The organism is Streptosporangium sp. NPDC002544 (assembly GCF_040295965.1).
Taxonomy (GTDB): domain Bacteria; phylum Actinomycetota; class Actinomycetes; order Streptosporangiales; family Streptosporangiaceae; genus Streptosporangium.
Window position 1 is genome coordinate 6,432 of sequence record NZ_JBEOWJ010000034.1, and the last position, 12,276, is coordinate 18,707.

A 12,276-nucleotide genomic window follows, 5' to 3' on the forward strand; every position below is an offset into this window, starting at 1 on the left:
CGCGCGGCCCCCCCCCCCCATGCCGGGGGCGGGGGGTGGGGGCGTCCTCACCGCGCCCGACCTCGGCGTGCCGTGCGCACCTTTAGAAACGAGGTTTTCATTCATCACCTCAAAGCCTTGTCTGGCAACCCTGCTCCGAGTCCGACCCGTAGTCGTTGCCGGAGAAATATAGGCTTCTGAACTGGCTAAACATGACACTTCTTGTCAGGCGGCCGGGCTACGGGACTTCACTGTATAGAGTCCCTGGAAACCTTGACGAAACAAGAATCCTGTTTCAGGATCGGACGCAACCCGATCGCCGGACCGGCGAGGGCACCTGGTGAATCTCACCCCCTTAGACGTCGTCCCCGTCGACTCAGATGTCCCGACACGTGCCCGATTCGACAAGTGTCATCCAGGAAGGGGCGGTTCCATGATCGCCTACAGTCCACCCACCCCCCAAAGCAGCGGAGGCCGTTCATGAGCCTCCTTGACGTACAGGACCTGACCTTGAGGTTCGGCGGTGTACGCGCCCTGGACGGCGTGTCCTTCGCCGTGCAGGAAGGCGCCCTCGTCGCCCTTGTCGGCCCCAACGGTGCCGGGAAGAGCAGCGTGTTCAACTGTGTCAGTGGCCTGTACCGGCCGAATGACGGCAGCATCGAGTTCGCCGGCGAGAACATCCTCACGCTGCCCTCCCACGCGCTCGCCTCCCGCGGGATCGGACGGACCTTCCAGAACCTCGCCCTGTTCCCGCGCCTGACCGTGCTGGAGAACGTGCTGCTCGGCGGCCATACCGGGCACCGCTCCAACGTCCTGGCGTGCGCCCTGCGCTGGCCGGGGGAGAGGCGCCGAGAGCGGGAGGCGCGAGGACGCGCCCTGGAGGTGCTCACCGAGCTCCGGCTCGCCCATCTGGCGGACCAGCCGGCGGCGGGGCTTCCCTTCGGCACGCTGAAGCGCATCGAGATCGCCCGCGCCGTCATGAGCGGCCCGCGCCTGCTGCTGCTGGACGAGCCCGCCGCGGGCCTGACCCACGGCGAGGTCGAGGAACTGGGCACGACGATCCGCTCGCTCCGGGAGACGCACGGGCTCACGGTGCTCCTGGTGGAACACCACATGGGCCTGGTCATGACCATCTCGGAGAAGGTGATCGTGCTCAACCTCGGACAGGTCATCGCCCAGGGGCCGCCCGGAGAGGTGTCGACGGACCCGGCCGTGGTCGCCGCCTACCTGGGAGCCGCCGCATGACCGCCGCACTGGCCGTCACCGGCCTCACCGCGGGCTACGGATCGCTCATCGTGCTGCGGGACCTGACCTTCCATGTGGAACCCGGCGAGATCGTCGTCATCCTGGGGGCGAACGGCGCGGGCAAGACCACCACGCTGCGCGCGCTCAGCGGCGAGATCCCGGCAGAGGGGGCGATCGAACTCGCCGACCGGCAGGTGGGCGGGCTCCGCGCCGACCAGCGGGCCCGGCTCGGCATCGGGCACGTGCCCGAGGGACGTGGCACCTTCGTGGACCTCACCGTCGAGGAGAACCTGCGGCTCGGCGCCTACCACCGGCCGGCGCGGGAGGTGCCCGGCGCGATGGAGCGCTGGTTCGAGGTCTTCCCCCAGCTGGCGGAGCGACGCGGCCAGCTCGCGGGCAGCATGAGCGGAGGCGAGCAGCAGATGCTCGCGGTGGCGCGGGCCCTGATGGGCGCACCGAAGCTGCTGCTGCTGGACGAGCCCTCGATGGGACTGGCGCCGATGCTGGTCGCGGAGCTGTTCCGGAGCCTGGCCGAGATGAACAGGCAGACCGGCACCGCGATGCTCCTCGTCGAGCAGAACGCCGAACTCGCGCTGTCGATCGCCGACCGCGCGTACGTGCTGGAGCACGGCCGGATCGTCTCGACCGGCACCGCCGAGGAACTGCGCGGCGACGACTCCATCCGCCGGGCCTACCTGGGAGTTTGAGACCGCAATGGAACTGCTGATCCAACGCCTGGTCGACGGAACGTCGAACGGGTTTCTCTACGGGGCCGTCGCACTGGCCCTGGTGCTCATCTATCGCTCCACCGGACTGATGAACTTCGCCCAGGGCGAGATGGCGATGTTCAGCACCTTCGTGGTCTGGAAACTGGCGGACCAGACCCTGGGGCTGGGGCTCGCCCTGGTCGTCGCCATCCCGATCGGCATCCTCTTCGCCTTCCTGCTCGGGGCGGTCATCGAACGCGTCGTGATCCGGCCCTTTGAGGGAGGGACCAACAACCACCTCAGGCTGCTGATCGTCACGCTCGGCCTCTTCCTCGCGATCAACGCCCTGGCCGGATACATCTTCAGCACCGACACCGAACGGCTGGAGTCGCCGTTCCCGGACGGAGGACTGAACCTCGGCGGCGTCAACATCAGCTACCTGGAGATCGGCACGGTCGTCGTCTTCCTGCTCGTGGCGCTGCTCATCCGGCAGCTGTTCATGGGCACGAAGCTCGGCCTCGGCCTGCGCGCCGCCGCCATGAACCCCTCCTCAAGCCGCCTGGTCGGGATCGACGTGAGCCGGATGATGATGATCGGCTGGGGGCTGGCGTCGGCGATCGGAGCCCTCGCGGCGGTCCTGGTGGCACCGGTCGTGTTCGTCAGCACGAACATGATGGCCACCCTCCTGCTGTACGGATTCGCCGCGGCCGTGGTGGGCGGCTTCGAGAGCGCGCCCGGTGCCCTGGTGGGCGGCGTGCTGGTGGGCCTCATCCAGTCCCTGTCGGCCGGTTACCTGCCCTTCATCGGTAACCAGCTCCAGCTCGCGACCGCGTTCGCGGTGATCCTTCTCGTCCTGCTGATCCGCCCGCAGGGGTTGTTCGGCCGAGTTCCGGTGGAGCGGGTATGACCACAATGCGAACGACAGTCAGCACGGCGCCCTGGCTCGCCGGCCTGGTCCTTCTCTTCCTGGCCCCGTTCGTCCTGGGAGTCACCGGTATCCGGGGCCTGCTGGAGGTGCTCTTCCTCGCCGTCGCCGTGATGAGCCTCAACCTGCTGACCGGTTTCAACGGGCAGCCGTCGATCGGCCACAGCGCGCTGATGGGCCTCGGCGCGTACACCACGGCGCTGGCGGTGCAGAACTACGGCTGGTCCTACTGGACGGTGCTGCCGCTCGCGATCCTCATCGCCGCGCTGGTGGGCGCGGTGGCGGGCATTCCGGCCCTGCGGATCCGCGGCATGAACCTGGCGCTCGTCACGATGGCGCTGGCCCTGGTGTTCCCCCAGATACCGGTGCGCTTCACCGACTGGACCGGCGGCACCGCCGGGCTGACCGTCGACCGGAACCTGAGCGCCCCCGCCTCGCTGGGCGTCTCCGACGTCGCGTGGCAGTACTGGGTGCTGTTGACGATCACCGCGCTGGTCTTCCTGCTCATCCGCAACGTCATGCACAGCTCGATCGGCCGCTCTCTCATCGCGATCCGCGACCAGCACGTGGCGGCGCACACGGTGGGCGTCAACGTCAAGGCGACGAAGGTGGCCGTGTTCGCCGCCAGCGCCGCGGTGGCCGGCGTGGCCGGATGGATGTTCACGGTCGCCAACCAGTTCGTCAGCCCCGGCGACTTCACCGTCCTGGTGTCGATCAACCTGCTGCTCGGCATGGCCATCGGCGGATCGGGAACCCTGGTGGGCCCGATCCTCGGCGCGGTGTTCCTGCACTACGTCCCCGAACTGCTGGCCGCGGCCGGCGTCAACCCCCAGCTCACGCCCGCGGTGTACGGCGTGCTGCTGATCCTGCTCACCTTCTTCCTGCCCCAGGGCCTCGCCGGAGGCGCCAGGACCGTGATCCAACGGCTCCGCGGGCCGCGTGGCGGCGCCGTCACACCGGAGAAGGAACCCAACTCCCCCCGTCCCGTCGCCGCCTGACTCCGGCCCTCCGCGCACCACCCGAAGGAGAACCGATGACCCACAGATCTCAGGTACGGCTGCTCGCCGTCATGGCCGTGCTCTCCCTTTCCGTCACGGCCTGCGGCGGCAGCGCCGTCTCGGCCGCGGGCGCCGACCGGTCCGCGCCCGCGTCCAGCGGAGCGGCGGCCGGTTGCCCCGACAACGGCACCGAGGGACTGACCGACACCACGATCAAACTCGGCGTGTCGCAACCGATGTCCGGACCACTCGTCGCCGTCGGCGGGGGCTTCGTGGTCGGGATGAACGCCTACTTCAACTACGTCAACAGCAAGGGCGGCATCCAGGGGCCGGACGGTAAGAGGCGCAAGGTCGAACTGATCGCCAAGGACGACCAGTACGTGGCCACCAAGACCAAGGCCAACGTCTCCGCGCTGATCTCCCAGGACAAGGTCTTCGCGATGCTCGGCCTGTTCGGCACGTCCGGGAACCTGGCGGCGCGGCCGTTGCTCGCCAAGGAGTGTGTGCCCTCCCTGTTCCCCACCTCGGGAGCGCCCGAGCTCGGCAACCCGGACTACCCCTGGGGCGGGCCCGCGGGAAGCATCTCCTATCTGCTGGAGGCCAAGGCGACCGGGGAGTACCTGAAGTCGGTCAACCCGAACGCCAAGGTCGCGATCCTGCACCAGGAGGACGACCTCGGCCGCGCCTACCTGCAGGGTTTCAAGAAGGGCATCGCCGGCTCGAACATCGAGATCGTGAAGACGGAGTCCTTCGAGTCCACCGATCCCGACGTCGCCAACCAGATCACCAGCCTGGCCGCGTCCGGCGCCGACACGTTCTACGACATCGCCATCGGCCTGCAGGCGATGCAGGCGCTGAACCACGTGCACGCCAGCGGGTGGAAGCCGCGCATCCTGCAGGCGGCACAGCTCGGCCTGTCACTGCTCAAGAAGCTGCAGCCGGGGGCGGGTGACGGCCTGATCATCTCCACCACCGCCTACGACCCCGACCTGCCGGAGAACGCCGACCTACCGCAGATCAAGCTCTATCTGGAGTGGTTCGAGAAGACACCCGGGCACGAGAAGCAGGTGCCGTCCACGGCCGTCGGCGGCTGGACAGCCGGGATGCTCGCGACGTGGGCGATCGAGCACGCCAAGACCATGGACCGGGTGGGCGTGATGGAGTCGGCGCACAACATGGAGGTGACCGAACCGACCACCTACCTGCCGGGTGTGAAGGTGCGCACCGGCGACGGCGACGACTACCTGATCGAAGGGGTCCGGCAGCAGCGGCTGGACCGTGCCGCGGGCAGGCTGGTCCCCATCGGAGAGGTGCAGGACTTCGACGGCACCACCAGGTACGAGAAGATCACAGGTTGAGGTCCCCGTCATGTTGCTGACCGGATTCGAGGGCAAGGTCGCGCTCGTCACGGGAGCGGCGCGGATGCGATCCATCGGCCGCTCCATCGCCCTCGGCCTGGCCGGGGCGGGCTGCGACGTCGCCGTGACCGGCACCGACCGGCCACCGGAGGCGTTTCCCGAACACGAGCGGAACGCCGGATGGCAGGGGCTGGCCTCGGTCGCGACGGAGATCGCGGCGCTGGGACGGCGGTGCGTGACCATCACGACGGACAGGGCCGCGAACGAGGAGAACGCCGGCCGTGTCCTCGACGAGGCCGTACGAGGGCTCGGCCGGGTCGACATCCTCGTCAACAACGCGGCCGCGTCCCGGGGCGCCGACCGGGTGAGCGTGACGGGGCTGGATCCGGCGGTGTGGGACACCGTGATCGGCACCAACCTCACCGGCTCCTTTCAGCTGAGCCGGGTGGTCGCGCGGCACCTGCTCGCCAGGAAGGAGGGTGGCAGCATCGTCAACATCTCGTCCATCGGCGGCAAGCTGATGGGGGCCAGGACGGCCGCGTACTCCGCCTCGAAGGCGGGACTGCACGCGCTGACCTCGGCGATGGCCCAGGAGCTGGGGCCGGAGGGGATACGCGTCAACGCCGTGTGTCCCGGGATAGTCCGGACCTCCCGGCTCGACGACCTGCCGGACGAGGCCTGGGATCGCATCATCGAGACCACGGTGCCGCTCCGGAGGGCGGGTGATCCCGGTGACGTGGCGAACCTGGTCGTGTTCCTCTGCAGCGACCAGGGCTCGTGGGTGACCGGGCAGGCGTGGAACATCGATGGAGGCCAGCTGACGATCCACTGACGAAGGGGCGGGTGGCCGGTGGCGGGGCGAGGGCCGGCCACCGGCCACTTTGAACCCGGAGTTCTCCCTCTTTGTGAACCAGGCAACAAAGAATTAACCCTGTTCACTCAGTCTGATCAGATCAACCAGTGAAATAGAGCTGTATTCTAGGTCAGTGTCCAGCGGGTCGAGGGGGAACTGCCGGTGATTACTGACGTTTCGGGTCCGGTCGCGCCCGAGCTGCTTCGCCGAGATCAGCGTGAGCGCCGGGAGCGAATCGTGCGCACCGCGCTGCGAAGCCTCGCGAGTAGTGATTACGAACGGGTCAAGGTGTCCGACGTGGCCCGGGACTCGGGTGTGGCGCTGGGCACGCTCTACAGGTACTTCACCTCCAAGGAGCATCTCTTCGCGGCCGCGTTCCGGGAGTGGCAGGAAGGGCTCAAGCGCAAACTCGACAAGTCCGCCCCTGCTGGAGAAACGGAGCGCGAGCGCATCGGTGATGTGCTTCATCGCACGGTTCGCGCGTTTCAGCTGCAGCCCCAGTTCTATCGGGTTCTCATCGTGCTGGAGACGGCGTCCGACCCTTATGTCGCGGACATCTACCACTCGCTCGACGGGATCTTCGTCGACATCGTGAGATCCGGGTTCGCGAGCGAGGAGGCTCTGGACGAGGACCACCAGGCGATTTTCAGCGTCCTCACGGCCGTCCTCAACGGGGAGCTGCGCGCCTGGATCATGGGACGCCGGACCATCGACAACGTGTACAAGGCCATCGACGACGCGATTCGCCTGATCTACGAGTTTCCGGCGGGACGCTGAGGAATTCCGGGCCGGAGAGGGCGTGTGCGGGATTCGGGTAATGTAATCGCTCTTACGCCGACCGGTCGTTGAGCCGAGAATCCCCGGGGTGTGGTTCACGACGAGACTTCCATCGGGTCGTGAAACGCAATCGGCTCACCCTCCGGGAAGCGTCTGATCGCGTGTTCCCGGGTACGCCGCGTCATGGCCTGCCATCTCTAGATCGACGGACTGAGTGGTCTGTCACTTGTGCGTGGCGATCCGTATGGAGACACGGGCGCGGTCATGCCGGTTAAAGAGAAAACAAGGTGAAAGATCGGGGCGGGTTGAGCCGTCGATCGCACCGCGCGATATGACGGGACGCGAGAGGATCGTCGATATCTCGGTGAACCTGTTCGCGGCCAACGATTATGCCGATACCGGCTGCGCCGAAATAGGTGACGAGATCGACCTGGCCGGTGGTGCGCCGTATCACCACTGCATCACCACTGCGGTTCGAAGGACGTCAGGCCGGCCACCGGGCCGCGGGAGAGGCGAACATGACGCTGGATCGCATCACCGGGATCCTCCCGCCCGCCACCCCGGGCGGCAGCGAGCCGGCACCCGGTCCGGAGGCCGAGCCGAAGCGCGGCCGCGGGTTTCCCGCCACGGCGAACGGCTGAGGGGGCTCACCCCGCAGGCCCTGGCGTTTCCGGAATGACCAGCGGATATCGTGTCTGATGTGTCAGAGTCCCGCTCCCCCCTGCCCGCTGTCGATCTTGCCCGTACGGTCGTCTTCGCCGCCTTCATCGCGGTGCTGGGGATCTTTCCCGGAGTCTACGTCGGCGGTTCGAGCGTCCCCATCGTGATCCAGAACGCCGGGCCGTTGCTGGCCGGCAGCATCCTGGGCGCGCGCCGTGGGACCGCGTCCGTCGTGCTGTTCCTCGGGCTGGTTGCGATCGGCCTGCCGCTGCTCTCCGGCGGGCACGGTGGTATCGCCTCGTTCCTCGTGCCGAGCAGTGGATTCCTGGTCGGCTGGGTCCTGTCGGCGCTGGTCGCAGGTCTGATCGTGTCGCGCGCCAAGCGGGTCGGGCTGCCGGTGCTGCTGCTGGCCAACGCGGCCGGGCTGGCCGCCGACTACCTGATCGGCGTCCCGTTCCTCGGCGTGTACATCGGAGACCTGCCGGCAGCCGCGCTGCAGTCGCTGATCTTCGTGCCGGGTGATCTGCTCAAGGTGGTGGCCGCCTCGCTGATCGCCGCCGTGGTGCATCGCGCCCTGCCGGGCCTGTTGGCGAGACCGGCGACGCGGACCGGATGATGCTCGCGATTCCCCGCTCCCGGACGAGGTGGAAGACGGCTCCGTGATCGAGTTCGAGGATGTCGGGCACAGCTACGGCGAACGGGTCGTGCTGTCCGGGGTGAACCTCCGCCTGTCCGAGCGACGGGTGGCCTTCGTCGGCGCGAACGGTTCGGGAAAGTCCACCCTGGCCCGCATGATCAACGGCCTGGTGCTGCCGAGCACCGGCCGGGTGCTGGTCGACGGGCTGGACCCGAGCCGCAAGGGCCGTGAGGTACGGCGGCGCGTCGGGTTCGTCTTCACCAATCCGGACAGCCAGATCGTGATGCCGACCGCGGGCGAGGACGTCGCCTTCTCCCTGCGGCGCAGCGGGCTCTCCGCCGGGGAGCGTGCCGCGCGGGCGGCCGAGATCCTGGCCGAACACGGGCTCGGCGGCTACGCGGACCATCCCGCGCACCAGCTCTCCGGCGGCCAGAAGCAGCTGCTCGCGCTGTGCGGGATGCTCGTGCTCGACCCCGACGTGCTCGTCTGCGACGAGCCGACGACGCTGCTCGACCTGCGGAACAAGAGGCAGTTCTGCACCCTGCTCGCGGGGTTGAGGCAGCGGGTCGTGCTGGTTACCCATGATCTTGACCTGCTCGGCGACTTCGACCGGGTGATCGTGCTCGACGGGGGCCGCGTGGTGGCCGACGACGAGCCGGACCCCGCGCTGCGCCACTACCGGAAGCTCGTCGGCTGATGGTGGGTGGATGGTACGAGCCGGGATCGAGTCCGCTGCACCGGACGCCGGCCGGCTGGAAGTTCCTCGCCCTGCTCGGGCTCGCGGCGGTGGTGTTCGTCCTGCGCTCTCCGGTGTGGCTCGGCGGGATCTGCGCCGTCATGGTCCTGGGGTACGCGCTGGCACGGGTCTCGCCCGGGCGTTGCCTGCGGGTCGCCCGCACGCTCGGGGTGCTGGTGGCGTTCATGTTCGCGCTGCAGTGGTGGCTGCTCGGCCTGGACGCGGCCGTGCTGGTATGCCTGCGAATCGTGGCCGCGCTGACCGCGGCGAATCTGTTCACGATCACCACCAGGGTCGATGACGTGGTGTCCGCCGTCGAGCGCGGGCTGCGGCCGCTGCGGCGGTTCAGGGTGCGTCCGGACCGGATCGGCCTGCTCGTCGGGCTCACCCTGCAGTCGGTGGCCGCGCTGTCCAAGATCGCCGCTGAGGTGCGCGAGGCGGCGAAGGCCCGCGGGGCGCAGCGCTCGGTCATCGCGTTCGCGGTGCCGTTCCTGATCCGTACCCTGCGGCACGCCGACGAGCTGGGTGAGGCCCTCGCCGCGCGCGGCGAGGGCGACCGCTGAGCCGGCGTCAGCCGCCCGCCGGGTCGTACATCCGGTACGCCAGGTTGCAGATCAGCAGGGTGTCAAGGTGGTCCAGGTCGGCTTCGAGCAGCCTGCCGATCTGGGCGAGCCGGTATCGCAGGGTGTTGCGGTGCACGTGCAGAACCTGGGCCGTCGTGTGCTGCCTGGCATCCAGCCGCAGGTAGGTCCGCAGGGTGTGGAGCAGCTCGCCGTTGGTCTTGGCATCGTGGTCGATCAGCGGCTGCAGGAACTCCCGCGCGGCATGCTGCCCGCCCCGGCCGGCGGCCGCGGCCACGATCGAGGTCAGGTCGAAGGCGCGGGCGCGGATCGGGCTCGACTGGTCCGGGGTGATCACGGCACGCGCGGACGCGAAGACCATGCGAACCTCCCCGGCGTCGTGTGCCGGTCCGGCCACGACGATCCGCCGGCTGGGCATCTCCCGCCGGAGAACCTCCAGGATCTTGCCCGTGGCGTCGGCGACGTCGCCCTGGGCGAGCAGCACCAGGGTCTCGCCGCTGCGCACCGAACGCACCATGGGCAGCACCTGCTCCACGGCCAGGCGCAGCCGGAGGGAGTAGCCGGCGGAGAACGCGGGATTCGGATGGGCGACCAGCACGACGAAGGGCACGTCGCTTTCGAACCCCGCCACCCGCAGCGCTCTGATCAGCGTTGTCGTGGGTGTGGTCCAGTCGGTCAGGCCGGCGAGCACCGCGGCCATCCGCGTCGCGCTCGACGGCTCCTCCTGCAACCTCCGCGTCAGGTCGATCGCGACCAGGGTCGCCGCCGAGCCCATGGCCATCCGGACGCTCTCCATGGCCTCGTCGGATCGGCCGACCAGAACGTGGTCGTGCGCGCCGGCCTGGTCGAGGGGGACGGCGAAGTAACCGGTCGTCCCGTTGGTGGCCAGCCCCTCCAGCACCAGGTCGGTCTGCCACTCCCAGTGCGAGGGCCAACTCGCCATCACCTTTCCGTCGATGTCGACGATGGCCGCCTCACCTTTGATCTCCTCGGCGATCTGTTTCAGCAGGGCCGCCAGGGGAGCCCCGTTGGAGATGAATCTCGCCAGTTCGGCGGCGAGATTGGAGGCCCGCCCCATGTCCTTGAACCGGTCGGCGATGATCGCGTCGGCGACGAACTCGCTGATCCGTACGAAGGGCACGTTGTAGGGGACGATCAGCAGCGGCAGGTCCACCGCCGTGGCGCACTCGACCAGCGCGCGCGGCACCTCCTGGTGCGTCAGACCGCAGCCGAAACCGAGGGCCGTGGCCCGCACCGCCTTGAGCCGCTGGGTGAAGGCCCGCCACCCTTCGTAGTCATCCGCGCCGATGAAGGCACCGGTGGTCAGCACCAGCTCGGCCCCGCGCAGGAAGGGGGCGGGGTCGACCAGTTCGGTGGACGCGACCCATCGAACGGTGCGTTGCAGCAGCTCAGGGCTGCTGGGTGTGACCAGTGTCAGCTCCAGGACCGCTTCGGCGATGAGCTGGTCGAGCGTCAGGGCCATGGGGCGGATTCCTCTCTGTGGCGGAGCCTCACGCTGTGCAACTGCACAATACAAGCTCCGCAGCCTTGGCCCGCACGCACGTAGACGGTGAAACCGGCATCCCTGTTGACTGCTTGGCATCCCACCCCTGTACGCGAAGTTCCCGATGTGGAACGAATAAAGGGAGCATTCGTGCGGTTCAAGCATCCCGCCTTCCTGGCGACCTCCGCTGTGGCCATGCTGTCGCTCGCGGCCTGCGGCTCATCCACCCCCACCGGCTCGGCCGACGGCGCCGCGGCCGCCTCGGCGGCCCCCGCCAAGAACTGGGCGCCGGCGAAGGTCGACGTGTGGGCCGACTTCTCCATGGACAGCGAGCGGACCAAGGCGGAGTACACGCCCGTGGGGAAGGCGGAGAAGGCCTGGAACATCTGCGTGTCGGTGCCCCACATGAAGGACGCCTACTGGCTGGGCCTCAACTACGGGGTGGCCGAGCAGGCGCGCGAAGCCGGCGTCAACATGACGATGGTGGAGGCGGGCGGCTACGAGAACCTCGACAAGCAGACCCAGCAGATCGAGGACTGCGCGCAGAGCGCCGACGCCCTGGTGATCGGCGCCATCTCCTACGACGGGCTCAACAGCACCGTGAACCGCCTGGCGGCGACCGGTAAGCCGATCATCGACGTCGTCAACGGCATGTCCAGCGACAAGATCACCGCCAAGTCGCTCGTCTCGTTCAACGACCTGGCCGCCATCACGGCCGACTGGCTCATCAAGGACTCCAAGGGAGAGCCGGTCAAGGTCGCCTGGTTCCCCGGGCCGAGCGGCGCCGGCTGGGCCGAGGCCGGCGAGGCGGGCTTCAAGAGCGCGCTCAAGGACAGCAAGGTGGAGATCGTCGACACCAAGTGGGGCGACACGGGCAAGGACGCCCAGACCCGGTTGATCGAGGACGTGCTCGCCGCCACCCCGGACATCGACTACATCATCGGCACCGCGGTGACCGCCGAGGCCGCCGGGCCGATCCTGCGGGACCGCGGCCTCAGCGACAAGATCAAGGTCGCCGGCTACTACTTCACCCCGGGCACCCACACCGGAATCCAGCGCGGCACCGTGCAGGGCGCGCCGAGCGACAGCACCGTGCTGCAGGGCCGGATCGCCATCGACCAGGCCGTCCGGGCGCTGGAGAAGAAGGAGTTCATGAAGCACGTCGGGCCGGAGCTCGTCATGGTCACCAAGGACACGCTCGGTGACTTCGACCTGACGACCACGCTGGCGCCCGAGGGATGGTCCCCGACGTTCCAGGTCAAGGCCGGCAGCTGACCCGTCGCGTCGGTTCCGGCTCGGCTGGAACGTTCCACCAT

The 12,276-nt window shown here is 68.5% G+C and carries 13 protein-coding genes; 12 read left to right on the forward strand and 1 reads right to left on the reverse strand.

Annotated elements, in window-relative coordinates; genetic code table 11:
* The first annotated feature begins 459 nt into the window (after window positions 1–459).
* The 11 genes from ABT061_RS37620 to ABT061_RS37670 all read left to right on the forward strand — a co-directional run bounded on the left by ABT061_RS37620 (window position 460) and on the right by ABT061_RS37670 (window position 9,438).
* On the forward strand, window positions 460–1,224 hold the full coding sequence (locus tag ABT061_RS37620; protein WP_350927149.1) for an ABC transporter ATP-binding protein: 765 nt from the start codon (window positions 460–462) through the stop codon (window positions 1,222–1,224).
* A complete protein-coding gene (locus ABT061_RS37625; protein ID WP_350927151.1) occupies window positions 1,221–1,931 on the forward strand; it encodes an ABC transporter ATP-binding protein in 711 nt (236 codons plus the stop codon). Before ABT061_RS37620 ends, ABT061_RS37625 begins: the two co-directional genes overlap by 4 nt.
* A 7-nt stretch (window positions 1,932–1,938) precedes the next feature.
* Window positions 1,939–2,838 carry a branched-chain amino acid ABC transporter permease gene (locus ABT061_RS37630; RefSeq protein ID WP_350927153.1) on the forward strand — a complete coding sequence of 300 codons (900 nt, stop codon included), beginning with the start codon at window positions 1,939–1,941 and terminating at the stop codon, window positions 2,836–2,838.
* Window positions 2,835–3,854, forward strand: a complete 1,020-nt coding sequence (locus ABT061_RS37635) for a branched-chain amino acid ABC transporter permease (RefSeq protein ID WP_350927155.1) — start codon at window positions 2,835–2,837, stop codon at window positions 3,852–3,854. Before ABT061_RS37630 ends, ABT061_RS37635 begins: the two co-directional genes overlap by 4 nt.
* 35 nt (window positions 3,855–3,889) lie before the next feature.
* The gene (locus ABT061_RS37640) at window positions 3,890–5,212 is read left to right on the forward strand and encodes an ABC transporter substrate-binding protein (RefSeq protein WP_350927157.1); all 1,323 of its coding nucleotides are present in this window, start codon (window positions 3,890–3,892) and stop codon (window positions 5,210–5,212) included.
* Window positions 5,213–5,222: 10 nt separating this feature from the next.
* Window positions 5,223–6,044, forward strand: a complete 822-nt coding sequence (locus tag ABT061_RS37645) for an SDR family NAD(P)-dependent oxidoreductase (protein ID WP_350927159.1) — start codon at window positions 5,223–5,225, stop codon at window positions 6,042–6,044.
* Between the two features lie 258 nt (window positions 6,045–6,302).
* Window positions 6,303–6,842, forward strand: coding sequence for a TetR/AcrR family transcriptional regulator (locus ABT061_RS37650; RefSeq protein WP_350927161.1), 540 nt, complete (start codon window positions 6,303–6,305; stop codon window positions 6,840–6,842).
* 518 nt (window positions 6,843–7,360) lie between these two features.
* Window positions 7,361–7,483 carry a hypothetical protein gene (locus ABT061_RS37655; RefSeq protein ID WP_350927163.1) on the forward strand — a complete coding sequence of 41 codons (123 nt, stop codon included), beginning with the start codon at window positions 7,361–7,363 and terminating at the stop codon, window positions 7,481–7,483.
* A gap of 59 nt (window positions 7,484–7,542) precedes the next feature.
* Window positions 7,543–8,118 (forward strand): biotin transporter BioY, encoded by a 576-nt coding sequence (locus ABT061_RS37660; protein WP_350927165.1) that lies wholly within the window; start codon window positions 7,543–7,545, stop codon window positions 8,116–8,118.
* Window positions 8,119–8,161: 43 nt separating this feature from the next.
* Complete coding sequence (locus ABT061_RS37665) at window positions 8,162–8,836, forward strand: energy-coupling factor ABC transporter ATP-binding protein (RefSeq protein ID WP_350927167.1); 675 nt, start codon at window positions 8,162–8,164, stop codon at window positions 8,834–8,836.
* Window positions 8,836–9,438: an energy-coupling factor transporter transmembrane component T family protein gene (locus ABT061_RS37670; RefSeq protein WP_350927169.1), complete on the forward strand. Its 603-nt coding sequence runs from the start codon at window positions 8,836–8,838 to the stop codon at window positions 9,436–9,438. The genes ABT061_RS37665 and ABT061_RS37670 overlap by 1 nt, the downstream gene beginning before the upstream one ends.
* Before the next feature lie 7 nt (window positions 9,439–9,445).
* Here ABT061_RS37670 and ABT061_RS37675 read toward each other — a convergent pair whose 3' ends face one another.
* Complete coding sequence (locus ABT061_RS37675) at window positions 9,446–10,939, reverse strand: PucR family transcriptional regulator (protein ID WP_350927171.1); 1,494 nt, start codon at window positions 10,937–10,939, stop codon at window positions 9,446–9,448.
* A gap of 171 nt (window positions 10,940–11,110) precedes the next feature.
* Here ABT061_RS37675 and torT point away from each other — a divergent pair, with 171 nt between their 5' ends.
* Entirely contained in the window at window positions 11,111–12,235 is a 1,125-nt protein-coding gene (torT, locus tag ABT061_RS37680; RefSeq protein ID WP_350927173.1) for a TMAO reductase system periplasmic protein TorT, read from the forward strand.
* Window positions 12,236–12,276: the final 41 nt, after the last annotated feature.